Consider the following 15,174-nt stretch of genomic DNA (forward strand, 5'->3'; position numbering starts at 1 on the left):
CCTGAAGATCGTCATTGATCTGTTGAAAGATTCACAGGGTGTTGACCCTGTGCGCCTTTGATTCTATACCTAAACTTGCAGGATCGCCGAATAATGGAAGGCTCCACGTAATGGACACGGTGGACAGGCAGCTCATCCAGGCGCTTCGGGAGAACGGCCGCGCCTCGTACGCGGAGCTGGGCCGTCTCGTGGGCCTCTCCGGCCCCAGCGTCACCGACCGCATCAACCGGCTGGAGACCGCCGGCGTGATCACCGGCTACCGCGCGACGGTCGCCGCCGCCGAGCTCGGGCTCGGCGTCACCGCGCTGATCGGCATCTCCCTCTCCGACGCCGCGGACCACGAGGACGTGGCGCGCCGGCTGCGCGACTTCCAGGAGATCGAGGACTGCTGGTTCATCGCCGGCGACGACTCGTACATGCTCAAGGTGCGCGCCGGTGACGTCGACGGCCTGGAGCGGATCATCCGCAAGCTCTCCGGGACCAAGGGCGTCTCCCGGACCCGCACCACGATCGTGCTCTCCACGAAGTGGGAGAACCGGGTCGGCGACCTGCCCGAGGACGCCTGAGAGTACGGTGGGTGGCGGTTGCAGACAGGTGCTGGACAGGGACAGGCAGAGGAGACACCGGCATGGACGCGGGGCTCAAGCGTGAGCTGGAGGAGAAGGTCCGCTCCGGCGAGCGGCTGACGCGCGAGGACGGCATCGCCCTCTACGAGTCGGACGACCTGGCCTGGCTGGGCGGTCTCGCCCACGAGGTGCGCACGCGCAAGAACGGCGACGTCGTCCACTTCAACGTCAATCGCCACCTCAACATGACGAACGTGTGCACGGCCTCGTGCGCCTACTGCTCGTTCCAGCGCAAGCCGGGCGAGAAGGACGCGTACACGATGCGCATCGAGGAAGCCGTCCGCCTGGCCAAGGCCATGGAGAACGAGAACCTCACCGAGCTGCACATCGTCAACGGCCTGCACCCCACCCTCCCGTGGCGGTACTACCCGCGTTCGCTGTCCGCCCTCAAGGAGGCGCTGCCGAACGTCTCGCTGAAGGCGTTCACGGCCACCGAGATTCACCACTTCGAGACGATCTCCGGCCTCTCGGCCTCCGAGATCCTCGACGAGCTGATCGAGGCCGGCCTCGAATCGCTCACCGGCGGCGGCGCGGAGATCTTCGACTGGGAGGTCCGCCAGCACATCGTCGACCACGCCACCCACTGGGAGGACTGGTCGCGGATCCACCGCCTGGCGCACGAGAAGGGCCTCAAGACCCCGGCGACGATGCTCTACGGGCACATCGAGGAGCCGCGCCACCGGGTGGACCACGTACTGCGGCTGCGCGAGCTCCAGGACGAGACCGGCGGCTTCCAGGTCTTCATCCCGCTGCGCTACCAGCACGACTTCGTGGACGTGAAGGACGGCAAGGTCCGCAACAGGCTCCAGGCGCGCACCACGATGGCCACGGGCGCCGAGGCGCTGAAGACCTTCGCGGTCTCCCGGCTGCTCTTCGACAACGTGCCGCACGTGAAGGTCTTCTGGGTGATGCACGGCGTGCAGACCGCCCAGCTCGCGCTCCAGCACGGGGCGGACGACATGGACGGCTCGGTGGTCGAGTACAAGATCACGCACGACGCGGACAACTACGGCACCCCGAACAAGCTGGGCCGTGACGACCTCCTGGAGCTCATCCGCGAGGCCGGCTTCCGCCCGGTCGAGCGCAACACGCGCTACGAGGTCATCCGCGAGTACCCGGGCCCGGACGCCTCGCTGCGCGAGACTCCGCAGGCGATGCGCGTCTGACGCGCGCCCCTTGCGCGCACCCTTTGCGCACACAGGAGCCCCGGACCGTCCCCGACGGTCCGGGGCTCCCGTCGTCTGCGGGGGCGGACGGTCACGAAACCCGTTGCCCGGCGGGATGGTAATAGATACTCTCGCTCTATGACCCTTACCTTCACCTTCGATCCGGTCGTCGACCCCGCCCTGCGCGACGGCATCGCACAGCTGTGGACCGAGGTCACCAACGCCGGCGGCGCGGTCGGCTTCGTCCCGCCGGTCACCGTCGACGACATCCGCCCCGCGCTGGTCAAGCACCTCGTCGCGCTGGCCGAGGGTCGCCACCGGCTGCTGGTCGGGCGGGACGCCGACGGCGTGGTGCGGGCGGTCGCCTTCCTCGCCTTCGAGGCGCACCCGTTGCGGAAGCACTGGGTCTGGGCGTACACGGTGATGGTCGGCCCCGCCCTCCAGGGCCGCGGTGCCGGACGCGAACTGATGGCCGCCCTCGCCGACGCGGCGCGCTCGCTGGAGGGCATCGAGGCCATCCGCCTGGAGTGCCGCGGCGGGGTCGGACTGGAGCACTTCTACGCGGCCTGCGGCTACAAGGAGGTCGGCCGGGTCCCCGGCGCCATCCGCGTGGCCCCCGGCGACGACCGCGACGACATCACGATGCTGCTGCCCCTGCACTGACCCCCGCCGGGCCGCGGCGGGGGCCCGGCGTGCTTCACTGGACGGGCACGTGCCGACGCAAGAAGAGAGGGAGGGGTCACCGTGGCCCTCAAGCCGAGCGCGACGATCCGCTACACCGCGATGCGCCTGGGCATCTTCGTCGGGTGCCTGGTGCTCGTCGCCGTCCTGGTCAACGTGGGCTGGGTGCCCGCCGGGCTGGGCGACGCCAACTTCGCCTGGATCGTGCTCCTCGCGCTGGTGCTCTCCGCCCCGCTGTCCTTCGTCCTGCTGCGCAAGCAGCGCGACGAGATGTCCCAGCAGATCTCCGGACGCGTCGCGGGTGCGAAGGAGCGGCTCGCCGCGAACCGCAGCCAGGAGGACGCGGCCGACGACGCCGCGCGCGCCTGAGTCCTACCTCACAGCGGCCCCGCGGCCGCTCCGCGCACCGACACGCCCCAGCGCCGGGAACACCCCCCGCCACGCTGGGGCTTCGGCGTTTCGGGGGCCGGGTGCGGCCGGTCGCCGCGCCCCCGCGCGATGCGTGCTCAAAGCATCCCTTTGAGATTCTCAAAGCCAAAGTGTTAGCGTGTTCGACATGTTGACCGCAGCCGCGCACCCGATGAGCCCGAGCGTCCCGCTCGTGGCGCGCCTGCACGTCGACCTCTGCCGCCGCGTGTCCGCGGCCTGTTGCTGTCGCCGCTGAAGCTGAAGCCCAGCCGCCTCCAGCAGCGGTCCCCGGCCGGCCCGGCCCCTTTCCGGCTGCCGCCGTACCGCACCCCTCGCAGAAACCATCCGCCGTACGTCCGCGCGTCCCCCGGAGATTGCCGTGTCCGCGTCCCCCCAGGCCCAGGCTCCCGCCAAGGCCTCGTTCAAGTTCCCCTTCTGGGCCCAGATAGTCGCCGGCCTCGCGCTCGGCGTCCTCTTCGGGTGGATCGCCCGCAGCCAGGACGTCAGCTGGCTGAAGACCACCCTGGAGCAGGTCGGTGACATCTTCATCCAGCTGCTGAAGCTGGCCGTCGCCCCGCTCGTGTTCTTCGCCATCCTGGTGTCCATCACCAACCTGCGGAAGGTGAACAACGCCGCCCGGCTCGCCTCCCGCACCCTGCTCTGGTTCATGATCACCTCGCTGATCGCGGTGGGCATCGGCCTCGCGATCGGCCTGCTGACCGACCCGGGCGCCGGCACCGGCCTCACCCCGGCCGACGGCAAGGAGCCCAAGCGGCACGGCTCCTGGATCGACTTCCTGACCGGCATCGTGCCGAAGGACATCGTCACCCCGTTCACCGAGCTGAACGTCCTCCAGATCGTCTTCCTCGCCGCCGTCGCCGGCATCGCCGCCCTCCAGCTCGGCGCCAAGGCCCAGCCCGTCCTGAACCTCGCCGAGTCCGTCCTGGAGCTCCTCCAGAAGGCCCTGTGGTGGGTCATCCGCCTCGCCCCGATCGGCACCGTCGGCCTCATCGGCACCGCCATCGCGAGCTACGGCTGGGACCTCATCGGCAAGTACGCCACCTTCACCGCCGACATCTACATCGGCTCGGCGCTCGTCATGTTCGGCGTCTACCCGCTGCTGCTGTGGACCGTCGCCAAGGTCAACCCGGTCCAGTTCTTCAAGGGCGCCTGGCCCGCGATCCAGCTGGCCTTCGTCTCCCGCTCCTCGGTCGGCACCATGCCGGTCACCCAGAAGGTCACCGAGCGCCTCGGCGTCCCGAAGGAGTACGCCTCCTTCGCCGTCCCGTTCGGCGCCACCACGAAGATGGACGGCTGCGCCGCGATCTACCCGGCGCTCGCCGCGATCTTCATCGCGAACATCTTCGACGTGCAGCTGGGCATCAAGGAGTACCTGCTCATCGCGTTCGTCTCGGTGGTCGGCTCCGCCGCCACGGCCGGCCTGACCGGCGCGACCGTGATGCTCACCCTGACCCTCTCCACGCTGGGCCTGCCGCTCGCCGGCGTCGGCCTGCTGATGGCGATCGACCCGATCCTCGACATGATGAGGACGGCAACGAACGTCGCAGGTCAGGCGGTCGTACCGGTGATCGTCTCTGCCCGTGAGGGGATCCTCGACAAGGAGGCCTACGCCGCCGCCTCGTCCTCCCTGCTGGACGAGCCGGCCCGCGACACCACCGCCCAGCCGGTCCCCGTCGCCGCCTGACCGCGACTCACGGCATACGCCGAAGCCCCCACCCGGGATCCTGGGCGGGGGCTTCGGCGTTCGCGCGTGAGCGTCGTGCGTCAGTCCAGGCAGAACTCGTTGTCCTCGGGGTCGGCCATCACGATGATGCCCTCGTCGATGCCGTCGGGGTCGAGGCGGTACAGGCGCTTGGCGCCCAGGGCCTCCAGGCGCGTGGCCTCCGCCTCCAGGGCGTCCATCCGCTCCATGCCCTTCAGGCCCGGGGCCGAGCGGACGTCCAGGTGCAGGCGGTTCTTCGCCGTCTTGCCCTCCGGGACCCGCTGGAAGAAGATCCGCGGCCCCTTGCCGTCCGGGTCGCCGATCGCCGAGCGGCTGTTGTGCTGTTCCGGCGGCACGCCCCACGCCGTCAGCGCGGACGGCCAGTCGGCGAAGCCCTCCGGCGGCGGCTGGACGCGGTACCCGAGCACCTCGGCCCAGAAGGCCGCCAGGGCGGCGGGGTCGGCGCAGTCGTACGTCACCTGGATTTCCTTGGCCATGCCCAACGTATAGCGCAGCCCCGGGCTTGCCACAAGATCATCACCGTGGTGCAGACTCTCCAACCTGAGCCGTTTCACGGGGGATTGGGAGTACGGAATGCGTGTGGTGCTGTCTGCCTACGATTCGCGCGGGGGCGTCGAGCCGCTCGTCGGGCTCGCGGTGCGGCTGAAGGAGCTGGGGGCCGAGGTGCTGGTGTGCGCGCCGCCGGACGAGGAGTTCGCCGGTCGGCTCGCCGGGGTCGGCGTGGAGATGGTCCCGACCGGCGCGTCGGTGCGCGACCTGGTGACCGGGAAGGTGCCGCCGGCGCCGGGAGGGATCGCGAAGCGGGCGGCCGAGCTGGTCGCCGCGTTCTACGAGAGCGTGACGCGGGTGGCGGCCGACGGCTGCGACGTCCTGCTCGCGACCGGCCTGGTGCCCGCCGTGGCCGGGGTGAAGGCGGCCGCCGAGAAGCTGGGCGTCCCGTACGTGTACGCGAGCTACCAGCCCGTCAGCCTGCCCTCCCCGCACCACCCGCCGATCCCGCGCCCGGGCAGGCCGCTGCCGCCGGAGATCACCGACAACGAGGTGCTGTGGGAGCGGGACGCCCGCGACGCGCAGGACGTCTTCGGCGACGCCGTCAACGCCTTCCGGGAGTCGGTCGGCCTGCCGGCCGTGGACGACCTCCGCGGCCACGTCTTCACCGACCGGCCCTGGCTGGCCACCGATCCCGCCCTCGCCCCGTGGGTGCGGCCGGCCGCGCTGGAGGTCGTACAGACCGGTGCGTGGGTGCTGCCGGACGAGCGGCCGCTCCCCTCCGACCTGGTGGAGTTCCTCGACGCCGGCGAGCCGCCGGTGTACGTCGGCTTCGGCAGCATCCCCATGGCCGACCCGGCCGGGCTCGCCCGGACCGTCGTCGAAGCCGTCCGCGCGCAGGGCCGCCGCGTACTGCTCTCCCGGGGCTGGGCCGACCTGGCGGCGGCCGACGCGGGCGACGACTGCTTCGTCGTCGGCGAGGCCAACCACCAGGCGCTGTTCCCCCGCGTCGCCGCCGTCGTCCACCACGGCGGTGCGGGCACCACGACCACCGCGACCCGCTCCGGCGCGCCCCAGGTGATCGTTCCGCAGGGCGCGGACCAGCCGTACTTCGCCTCCCGCGTGGCCGGCCTCGGCATCGGCGCGGCCCACGACGGCCCCACCCCGACGGTGGAGTCCCTGTCGGCCGCGCTGGAGACCGCCCTGACCCCGCAGACCGCCGCCCGGGCGGCGTCGGTGGCCGCCGCGTTCGACGCGGACGGTGCGGCGGTGGCGGCGAAGCTGCTGGTCGAGGCGGCCGCGGCGGAGTCCGCCCGTTAGACGGTCTGCCACCGCCAGTAGGCGACCGAGGCGAGGAGGAACGGCACCGCGTACCACCACCGCCCGAGGTTGCGGTGGAAGACGGGGACGGCGGTCAGGAGCAGCCCGAGGAACCACAGCCCGACCGAGAGCACGGCGTTGACCCGCGCGTCGTCGCGCATCGGGTCGTACGGGGAGCCGGAGTCGGGCTGGAGCACCAGCGAGCCGTAGAGGAAGAACGTGGCCGGAAGGTAGAGGAGGGCCAGGGGTACGGCGAGCACCCAGCGCAGGCACCCCTGGTCCTCGGGCCGGTCTATGGACGTCATCCGGCCATCCTCGCCGCCGTCCGCCGTCAGGCCCGCTTCCACACCCGGATGCGGTCGTCCTCGCTCGCGCTGACGAGGGTCTTGCCGTCGGGGGTGAACGCGACCGAGGTCACGGCGGCCAGGTGTCCGTTGAGCGTCGCGCGGTGCTCGCGGGAGGCGACGTCCCAGAGGCGGACGGTGCGGCCGCCGCCGCTGGCGATGGTCTGCCCGTCGGGGCTGAACGCCACCGACCGGACGGGGTTGTTGTGGCCCGGGAGGGTGGTGCTCTTGCGTGAGGCCGGGTCCCACAGCCGGACGCTGCTGTCGGCGCTGCCGCTGGCCAGGATCTTCCCGTCGGGGCTGAACGCGACCGCGGCGACGGCCTTGGCGTGGCCCGCGAGCGTGGCCGTGGAGGTCCGGCTCGCGGTGTCCCAGAGGCGGATGGTGCCGTCGCCGCAGCCGCTGGCGAGGGAGCCGTCGGGGGCGAAGGCCAGGGACAGCACCGGCTTGGCGTGCCCGGTGAGGGTGGCGACGGCGGTGGTGGAGCGGCTCACCACGTCCCAGAGGAGGATGGTGCCGTCGTCGGCACCGCTGGCGAGGGTCTTGCTGTCCGGGCTGAACGCCACCGCGCGCACCAGCCCCGTGTGGCCCGCCAGGACGCCGAGGAGCTCCAGGCTGTAGACGTCGTGCAGGCGCAGGGCCTTGTCGCTCCCGCCGACGAGGACCTTGCCGTCGGGGCTGTAGGACACGCAGGTCACGGCCGCCTCGGGCATCGGCGAGAGGGTGAGGCTGCCGCCGCCGGCGAAGTTGTACAGCTGGATGCTGCGGTCGTTGCCGCCGCTGACGATGTACCTGCTGTCCGGGCTGATCCCCACCGAGTCGACGGAGCCGGCGTGCTTCCTGATCTCCTGCACCATGCGGATCCCGGCGGTGCCGGGCTCGGCGGTCCCTTCGGCGGAAGGTCCGCCGTCGTTCTTCGTGTCGCCGGGGTTCTTGCCGCCGTCGTTCTTGCCGGCGTCGTTCTTGTCGCCGGTCAGCCGCCACACGGCGTACGTCCCGCCGCCGGCCCCCGCCAGCAGCCCGAGCCCGCCGAGCCCGAGCAGCACGTTCCGGCGGCTCGGGGCCGGGGTGTCGGTGACCGTGGGGGCCGTCCCCAGGTCCATGGTGGGTACGTCGCGTACGACGGGTCCGTGCAGCAGCGCGCGCAGCCGGTCCGCGACGGTGAGGGCGTCGGGCCGGTCGCCCGGCTCCTTGGCCAGCAGCGAGTCCACCAGCTCCACGAGCGCGGGCGGCAGGTCGCCCCGTACGGCACCCAGGGCCGGGGGAGCTTCCTCCAGGTGCATCCGCATCAGCACCCAGGCCTGCTCGGTCCCGGCGAACGGCGGCGCGCCGGTCAGCAGCGCGTACAGCACGCACCCCAGGGCGTACAGGTCGCAGCTCCCGTCGACGTGCTCGCCCCGCCACTGCTCGGGGGCCATGTACGACGGCGTCCCGAACACCCGGCCCGTGACGGTGAGACCGCCCGTGGCGTCGGCGGTGCGGGCGATGCCGAAGTCGCAGATCTTGAGGCGGCCGTCGGCGAGGAGGAAGAGGTTCCCGGGCTTCAGGTCCCGGTGCACCACCTTCTGCGCGTGCGCGGCGGAAAGGGCCTCGGCCGTCTGGAGGGCGAGGTCGAGCACCTGGGGGAGGGGCAGGCCGACACCGGGGGTGCGGGCCAGCAGCCGGGAGAGGTCCTGCCCCTCCAGCAGCTCCATCACCATGAACAGCCGGTCGCCGTGGCGGCCGATGTCGTGGACGACGGTGATCCCGGGATGCTGGAGCCGCGCCCCGATGGACGCCTCGCGGCGGAACCGGCCGAGCAGCTCCTCGGACGCGTCGAACTCCAGCAGCACCTTCACGGCCACGGCCCGGTCCAGCTCGACGTCCTGGGCCCGCCACACCTCGCCGATCCCGCCCTGCCCGAGCCGCTCGACGAGCCGGTACCGCCCGGCCAGCTGTGCCCCCGGCTGCATCCCGCCCCCTGGCCGAAACGTCAACTACTGTGCGTGCAAGGGGTCATTGTGCCGCAAGGAAGCCGGTCCAGGCGGTGGGACCGAAGGTGAGGTGGGGGAGGGCGGTGTCCTTGGAGTCGCGGACGTGGACCCGCGCGGGGGTGGAGGCCACCTCGACGCAGTCGTTGATGTCACCGTTGTCGCTGTAGCTGCTCTTCTGCCAGGCGTGTGCCACCTCTACGCAGGAGTCGCCTTCGCTGCCATCGCTGTAGCTGCTCTTGAACCAGTGCAGTTCGGGGTAGTCGGTCATGTCTCTCCCAGCAGATTTTCGATGAAGCGCTGTGACTCCAGGGGCGTGAGCGCTTGCGCCCGGATCATGCCATAGCGCAGTTCGAGGATCCGGAGCTGTTTCGGGTCGGAGACCGGCCGTCCGCCGAACGCTCCTTCCGAGCGGCCCACTGCCGTACCGTCACCGAACTTCAGTACCTCGATCCCGCCGTCCATGCCGGCATGGACCTCGCGGTCGGTCGGCATCACCTGGAGAGCCACGTATCGCAAGCGACTCACCTCCAACAGACGTTCGAGCTGTGGACGCCACACCATTGTGCCTCCGATGCGTCGCCGGAGGGTTACTTCCTCCTGGACGATGCTGAGCGAGGGAGAAGGGTTTCGGTCGAAGAGAGCGCGTCGGACCATGCGCGCGGCCACGTACCGTTCCACCTCATCCTGCGCATAGGCGGGCTGGCGCATCTCGAAGAGTGCCCTGGCGTACTCCTCCGTCTGTAGAACTCCGTGAATCCCGTGGACGCGGTACGCACCGATCTCCACCGCGCGCGCCTCCAGCTTGGCCAGATCCCGGACCTTCTTCGGGTAGCGGACCTGCTCCATGTCCTCCTTCATCGCAGAGATCTGCCCGCGCGCCCCCAGAACTTCGTCCGCCCTGTCCAGGTACTCCGGGCGCGGGATCCGCTTGCCTCCCTCGACCTTGCGGACCTGGTCCTCGCCGTACCCGATCTCCACCCCGAAGGCAGCGGCCTTCATTCCGGCCTTCTCACGCCAGGCCCTCAGCTGGCGGCCGAGCGCGGCCAGGACCGCGATGCCCTGCTCGTCATCCGGGTCCACGTCCCAGCCCGCGTCTTCCGTACCGTCCCTGTCCACCGTCATGCGTGCCCCACCTCCGACGCGCCGAAATTCCTCAACGCCCTCTGCCCGTCCCTCCGTCAGGACAGCCCGGACATCGCCGGACAAGCGCGGGACAGACCCCGGACGCACGGGCGATGGCGCTTCACACGCTACGCACGCCGCCCCACGCTGGGTGACGTGACTACTCAAATCTGGTGCTCTGCACATCAGTTCGGCGTCCAGCTGCCCGCCACACCCCGCGGCGCGCGCCAGGCCCGGCAGCTCGCCGTCGAGAAGCTGCGGGCGTGGGGGCTGCCGACGGACGGGCCCGCGCTGATCGTGGCCGAGCTGGCGGCCAACGCCGTGACCCACGGGCGGGTGGCCGGGCGGGACTTCCTGGTGGTGCTCAGCCTGGGCGGCGACGTGCTGCGGATCGAGGTGGTGGACACGTGCCGGGACCGGATCCCGGTTCTCCGCGACGCCGACGCCCGCGCGGAAGGGGGCCGGGGCCTGGCGGTGGTGGAGGCGCTCGCCGACCGGTGGGGGGTGGAGCAGGGGCCGCCGCCGCGCAAGGCGGTGTGGGCGGAGGTGGACCTGCCTACAGGCGGGACGCCAGCAGGATCGTGACCGGGACCGGGACCACCGCGATCCAGCCCGTCCAGCGACCGGCGGAGAGCAGGGCCGGGCGTCGGCGGAGCAGCCAGCCGGCGAGGGCGAGCAGCGGAGTGGCCGTCCAGGAGGCGAGCCAGAACACCTTCAGCACGGCCACCGCCTCGGGGTGGACCTGCTCGGCCATCCCGCCCAGGGCGCCGAAGACGAAGGCCACCGGGACCAGGGCCAGTGCCAGGGCCGTGGTCCACGCCAGTGCGGTGTTCTTGCTCTCGTGTCGCATGGCCCCAGCCAAGCCGCTGAGGGGGCGTCCCACCTGCGCCGCCGTACTCAGGATCCGCCGGTCCGCGTACTCATCCGGGACGTGGGCCACCGGGACCCGGCGACCCTCGACATCCTTTAAGTACCGGGGTAAAACCCACCAACCCACCCCCCCAACCCCCGCGCTCACTCGCTCGGGTGAACCGTGCCAACTGGGCTGGATTTCGGGGTGGTTGCCGGGCATATGCTCGCCGCACAACATCAGACATGAGACGGCCCCCGCCGGGACTGGCATCCCGGGCGAGGGCCTGACCAACGAGGAAGCAGTACCTTCCCAATGGCGTTCAAGAACCCTAGCGTGCGCACGCGCACGTCGTCCCGCGTTCGAGGCGGGTCCATTCCATCAGGTGTCATCCACGTCAACGTGCCGCACACCGGTCACTACGTGGTGATCGGCAACCACCTCGCCCAGCACCAGGCCCTGTCGCTGGTGGCGATCGGGCTCGCGGTGCACATCCAGTCGCTGGCCGCCGGTAGCGGGATCGGCATCAAGGCGCTCGCCGCCCGCTTCCCCGAGGGGGAGATCCGGATCGCCGCCGCGCTGCGGGAGCTGGAGGCGGCCGGATACCTGGAGCGGTCCTGCGTACGGACCCCCGAGGGCAGGCTCGCGACCCGGACGGTGTCCTACAACCAGCCGCGCGGCACCGTCCCGCCGGGGGACGACCCGCCGCCCCCACCGCCGGCCGACCTGGCCCCCGTACCGGAGCCGGAGCCCGCACCCGCTCCCCCTCCGGAGGCCCCCGCCCCCGAACCCGCCGCCCGGCAGGACGCCGCCGACCTGCTCGCCCGGCTGCGCGGGGACGACCCCCGGCTGCTGCTGGCCGAGCGGGACGTACGGCGCCTCGCGCCCGGGGTGGCCGCCTGGCTGGACCGGGGGGCCGAGCCGGAGGCCGTCCGGCACGCCCTGGCTGCGGATCTGCCGGCCGAGATGCGCAGCCCGGCGGCGGTGATCGGGTACCGGCTGCGCGCGGGGATCCCGCCGCGCATGCCGACGGCCCCGCCGCCCGCCGTGAACGCCGCCCGGTGACCGGACCCGTGGCAGAACTGCGACGGCTGCGAACGCGCCTTCCGCGCCCCCGGACCGGGCCGCTGCCGCGACTGCCCTCCCGAAGGTCCGCTCGCCGCCTAGAGAAAACCAGTGGAGCCGCACTGCCGGGCGCCGTTACCCTCCTGCCGAACACGTCGTCGAGACAAGGGCGTTCCGTTGTACACCGTGTGAGACCCCCCGAGTGCTGATTCGTCGCGCGTCGCGCCTGTGCGCCGCGCTCCTTTCTGCTGCGGTCTTCTCACTGGAACCGGTGTACTTCTGTGCTCAATACCTGGGTGGTCGCTCCCACCTGCCTTCCTGCCGTCCTCCGCCGATGCCACTCGTGCGCGTCGGGGTCCTTCCGGGCGAACGGCAAGTTCCGCGTCAACGCCAACCACAAGCTCCTCGACGCCTGGCTGCTCGTCCTCTGCACCGGCTGCGGGGACACGGCCAAGCTCACGGTCCTGGAGCGGGCGCACGTGCGCTCCGTACGGCCCGAGCTGCTGGACCGGATGCACGACAACGACCCGGGCCTGGCCGCCGAGCTGCTCCAGGATCCGGTCCTGCGGCGCCGCAATCGCGTAGCCCTCGACTGGGACGGCGCCTGGCGCCTCGACACCGGGGGACCGGACCACCTGGACCGCGAGGTGATCGACGTCTCGGTGCGCTTCGCGGCGCGGATCCCGGTCCGGCCGGTGCGGCTGATCTCCGAGGGGTGCGGTCTTCCGCGGGCCGAGGTCGAGCGGCTGATCACGGCCGGGAAGCTCGTCTCGGCGGTCCGGCTGGGCGGGAAGCTCTCCGGGGACTTCAGCTTCTTGCTCAAGCGCTGATCCCTGCCGGGGAAACGGCAATGGCGAGGAGCTCATGAGCACCTCGCCATGATCAAGTTATAGCCCGACGGGGGTCTTGCCGCAAGGCCCCCGTCATGCTCCAGAATCCCCACTCGTAGCCATGACCTGGGGAAACGGGGAGCAGTTGAAGAAGAGCGACGCCATCGACGCCATCGACACGATCGACGTGGTCATCGCGGGCGGTGGGCCCACCGGCCTGATGCTGGCCGCCGAGCTGCGCCTCGCCGGGGTGCGGACGGTCGTGCTCGAACGGCTCACCGAGCCGGCCGGGCAGTCCCGCGGGCGCGGGATGCAGGTGCGCAGCGTCGAGATGCTGGACCAGCGGGGGCTGCTGGACCGGTTCCTCGAGGTCAGCGAGCCGTACCGGACCGCCGACTTCGGCGGACTGCTCAAGCTCCGGCCGGAGCTGATGGACACCGCGCACCCGTACGGCCTCGCCACCCCGCAGACCGTCACCGAACGGCTGCTGACCGAGCGGGCGGTGGAGCTGGGCGCCGAGGTCCGGCGCGGCTGCGAGGTCGTGGGGCTGGGGCAGGACGCCGACGGGGTGGACGTCGAGCTGTCCGACGGGACGCGGCTGCGGGCGCGTTACCTCGTCGGCTGCGACGGGGGCCGCAGCACGGTGCGCAAGCTGCTCGGCGTCGGCTTCCCGGGGGAGCCAGCCAAGGTCGAGACGCTGCTCGGGGACATGGAGTTGGCCGAGGATCCGGAGACGGTGGCCGCCGTGACGGCAAAGGTGCGCAAGGTCCACGTCCGGTTCGGGATCATCCCCATGGGGGAAGGCGTCTACCGGGTGATCGTCCCCGCCGACGGGGTGGCGGAGGACCGTACGGCCGAGACGACCCTCGACGAGGTCAAGGAGCGGCTGCGGGCCCACGCGGGCACCGACTTCGGGGCGCATTCGCCGCGTTGGCTGTCGCGGGTGGGCGACGCCACCCGGCAGGCCGAGCGCTACCGGGTGGGGCGGGTGCTGCTGGCGGGCGACGCGGCGCACGTCCATCCGCCGACGGGCGGCCAGGGGCTCAGCCTCGGCGTCCAGGACGCGTTCAACCTCGGCTGGAAGCTCGCCGCCGAGGTGGGCGGCCGGGCCCCGGCCGGGCTGCTCGACACGTACGAGGCCGAACGGCATCCGGTGGGCGCGGCCGTCATCGCCAACACCCGGGCGCAGACCGCGCTGCTGGAGAACACCGCCGGGGCGGTGGCGCTGCGGGAGCTGTTCTCGAAGCTGCTGGACTTCGAGGAGGTCAACCGGTACGTGACCGAGCTGACCTCCGCGGTCGGCGTACGCTACGACCTCGGCGACGGCGACGGCGACGGCCACGAGCTGCTGGGCCGCCGGATGCGGGACGTCACCCTCGGGACGGGGCGGCGGCTGTACGAGCTGATGCGCGGCGGCCGGGGCCTGCTCCTCGACCGGACCGGCGGGCTGTCGGTGGCGGGCTGGGAGGACCGGGTCGACCACGTCGCCGACTCCGGGGCGGAGCGGGGCGCTCCGTCGGTGCTGCTGCGCCCGGACGGCTACGTGGCCTGGGCGGGCGAGGACCCGGCCGGACTCCTCGCCCCCCTGTCCCGGTGGTTCGGCGACCCGGTCAGCTGATCCCCTCGTACGCCAGGGAGCGCCAGATCCGCTGGGCCCAGACCAGGCCGTCGGGGTCCTGGTGGCTGCAGGAGATCCCGGCACCGCTGCCGGAGGGGTGCAGGGTGAACCCGTACAGCTCGTGGCGCGGGCGGCCGCTGTCCTGCGGGGTCAGCCAGAACGCGTACCGCAGGCCGCCGCCGGGCAGTTCCTCGCGCAGCCGCTGGGCGGGCCGGGTGTCGGGGGCGCCCGACAGCAGGGCGGCGAGGAAGTCCGCCGGGGCGCGGCCCGGGACGTCGTCGCGCTTGAGGCTGACGGCCGCGCTGCGGGTCGGGCCGGTGAAGCGGTCGTAGCCGTCGGCGAAGGACGCGGTGAGCCCGGCGGTGCGGACCACCGACCAGCCGTCGCCGAGGTCGGTGCGCACGTCGACCGGGAGCGGGGACGGGAAGCGGCTGAGGACCTCGTCCCGGTCCCAGACCTCCGTCAGGACGCGGGCGGCCACGGGGTGGCGTACGCCGGTGACGACGGGCAGCTCGTCCGGGTCGGCGACGCGGGCGGTGACCTCGGCGCCGAACAGGGCCTCGGCCCAGGGCTGGATCCGGTTGGCGAACGTGCCCGTGAAGGCGAACTCCGCGTACCCGGGCTCCTCCCACAGCTCGTGGGCCCGCCGCAGGGTCGCGTCGTCGACCTGCACCCAGGCGCCGAGGACGAGTTCGGTGTCCCGGCTCAGCCGGACGGGCAGCAGGCAGCGGATGAAGGAGCCGGCCCCGTCCACCCGGAGCAGGGCGCGGACGCCGAGTCGGTGCAGGGCCTCCTCGGGGAGCCCGAAGGCGGCTTCGGGGAGGTTGAAGCCGAAGTCGAGGCGCTGCCCGTCCGGGAGCGCGTCACCGCAGCAGGAGCAGGTGGGGAGGTGCGTCGTCACCCGGGCACCCTACGGGGGCCGGGCGACGACGCTGCGC

Annotated in this window: 16 protein-coding genes and 1 pseudogene; 10 read left to right on the plus strand and 7 right to left on the minus strand. The window is 72.0% G+C overall.

Features of this window, described 5'->3' with window-relative positions; all coding sequences use genetic code 11:
* Positions 1-110 precede the first annotated feature (110 nt).
* The 5 genes from ABD973_RS18570 (at position 111) to ABD973_RS18590 (ending at position 4,586) form a co-directional block, all read left to right on the plus strand.
* A complete protein-coding gene (locus ABD973_RS18570; RefSeq protein WP_125595371.1) occupies positions 111-566 on the plus strand; it encodes an Lrp/AsnC family transcriptional regulator in 456 nt (151 codons plus the stop codon).
* A gap of 62 nt (positions 567-628) precedes the next feature.
* Positions 629-1,792: an aminofutalosine synthase MqnE gene (gene mqnE / locus ABD973_RS18575; RefSeq protein WP_125595370.1), complete on the plus strand. Its 1,164-nt coding sequence runs from the start codon at positions 629-631 to the stop codon at positions 1,790-1,792.
* A 138-nt stretch (positions 1,793-1,930) separates the two neighbouring features.
* The gene (locus ABD973_RS18580; protein ID WP_125821447.1) at positions 1,931-2,455 is read left to right on the plus strand and encodes a GNAT family N-acetyltransferase; all 525 of its coding nucleotides are present in this window, start codon (positions 1,931-1,933) and stop codon (positions 2,453-2,455) included.
* Between the two features lie 120 nt (positions 2,456-2,575).
* The gene (locus ABD973_RS18585; protein WP_050779873.1) at positions 2,576-2,842 is read left to right on the plus strand and encodes a DUF4229 domain-containing protein; all 267 of its coding nucleotides are present in this window, start codon (positions 2,576-2,578) and stop codon (positions 2,840-2,842) included.
* A gap of 418 nt (positions 2,843-3,260) precedes the next feature.
* On the plus strand, positions 3,261-4,586 hold the full coding sequence (locus ABD973_RS18590; RefSeq protein WP_125821446.1) for a dicarboxylate/amino acid:cation symporter: 1,326 nt from the start codon (positions 3,261-3,263) through the stop codon (positions 4,584-4,586).
* 80 nt (positions 4,587-4,666) lie between these two features.
* On the opposite strand, the gene ABD973_RS18595 is transcribed toward ABD973_RS18590, so the two are convergent.
* Positions 4,667-5,101, minus strand: coding sequence for a VOC family protein (locus ABD973_RS18595; protein WP_125821445.1), 435 nt, complete (start codon positions 5,099-5,101; stop codon positions 4,667-4,669).
* A gap of 97 nt (positions 5,102-5,198) precedes the next feature.
* On the opposite strand from ABD973_RS18595, the gene ABD973_RS18600 reads away from it, so the two are divergent.
* Positions 5,199-6,434: a glycosyltransferase gene (locus ABD973_RS18600; RefSeq protein ID WP_125821444.1), complete on the plus strand. Its 1,236-nt coding sequence runs from the start codon at positions 5,199-5,201 to the stop codon at positions 6,432-6,434.
* Here the strand turns inward: ABD973_RS18600 and ABD973_RS18605 are convergent.
* Genes ABD973_RS18605 through ABD973_RS18620 form a run of 4 tightly spaced genes read right to left on the minus strand, consistent with a single transcriptional unit; the run spans position 6,431 to position 9,873 of the window.
* A complete protein-coding gene (locus tag ABD973_RS18605) occupies positions 6,431-6,739 on the minus strand; it encodes a hypothetical protein (RefSeq protein WP_125595366.1) in 309 nt (102 codons plus the stop codon). The two genes, ABD973_RS18600 and ABD973_RS18605, sit on opposite strands and share 4 nt — an antisense overlap.
* Before the next feature lie 26 nt (positions 6,740-6,765).
* A complete protein-coding gene (locus ABD973_RS18610; RefSeq protein WP_345500991.1) occupies positions 6,766-8,730 on the minus strand; it encodes a WD40 repeat domain-containing serine/threonine protein kinase in 1,965 nt (654 codons plus the stop codon).
* Positions 8,731-8,773: 43 nt separating this feature from the next.
* Positions 8,774-9,019, minus strand: coding sequence for a DUF397 domain-containing protein (locus tag ABD973_RS18615; RefSeq protein WP_345500993.1), 246 nt, complete (start codon positions 9,017-9,019; stop codon positions 8,774-8,776).
* Complete coding sequence (locus ABD973_RS18620) at positions 9,016-9,873, minus strand: helix-turn-helix domain-containing protein (RefSeq protein ID WP_345500995.1); 858 nt, start codon at positions 9,871-9,873, stop codon at positions 9,016-9,018. Before ABD973_RS18620 ends, ABD973_RS18615 begins: the two co-directional genes overlap by 4 nt.
* 156 nt (positions 9,874-10,029) lie before the next feature.
* Here ABD973_RS18620 and ABD973_RS18625 point away from each other — a divergent pair, with 156 nt between their 5' ends.
* Positions 10,030-10,458: an ATP-binding protein gene (locus ABD973_RS18625; RefSeq protein ID WP_386382298.1), complete on the plus strand. Its 429-nt coding sequence runs from the start codon at positions 10,030-10,032 to the stop codon at positions 10,456-10,458.
* On the opposite strand, the gene ABD973_RS18630 is transcribed toward ABD973_RS18625, so the two are convergent.
* Positions 10,430-10,723, minus strand: a complete 294-nt coding sequence (locus tag ABD973_RS18630; protein ID WP_345500997.1) for a hypothetical protein — start codon at positions 10,721-10,723, stop codon at positions 10,430-10,432. The genes ABD973_RS18625 and ABD973_RS18630 overlap by 29 nt on opposite strands.
* Positions 10,724-11,038: 315 nt before the next feature.
* Here ABD973_RS18630 and ABD973_RS18635 point away from each other — a divergent pair.
* The 3 genes and pseudogenes from ABD973_RS18635 (at position 11,039) to ABD973_RS18645 (ending at position 14,236) form a co-directional block, all read left to right on the plus strand.
* Positions 11,039-11,890: pseudogene (locus ABD973_RS18635) on the plus strand (helix-turn-helix domain-containing protein).
* Between the two features lie 179 nt (positions 11,891-12,069).
* Positions 12,070-12,618, plus strand: coding sequence for a DUF1062 domain-containing protein (locus tag ABD973_RS18640; protein ID WP_125821440.1), 549 nt, complete (start codon positions 12,070-12,072; stop codon positions 12,616-12,618).
* A gap of 121 nt (positions 12,619-12,739) precedes the next feature.
* Positions 12,740-14,236, plus strand: a complete 1,497-nt coding sequence (locus ABD973_RS18645) for an FAD-dependent monooxygenase (protein ID WP_345501002.1) — start codon at positions 12,740-12,742, stop codon at positions 14,234-14,236.
* On the opposite strand, the gene ABD973_RS18650 is transcribed toward ABD973_RS18645, so the two are convergent.
* Positions 14,229-15,137, minus strand: coding sequence for a DUF2199 domain-containing protein (locus ABD973_RS18650; protein WP_125821438.1), 909 nt, complete (start codon positions 15,135-15,137; stop codon positions 14,229-14,231). The two genes, ABD973_RS18645 and ABD973_RS18650, sit on opposite strands and share 8 nt — an antisense overlap.
* Positions 15,138-15,174 lie beyond the last annotated feature (37 nt).

It is taken from the genome of Streptomyces racemochromogenes (assembly GCF_039535215.1).
Classification (GTDB): Bacteria; Actinomycetota; Actinomycetes; order Streptomycetales; family Streptomycetaceae; genus Streptomyces; species Streptomyces racemochromogenes.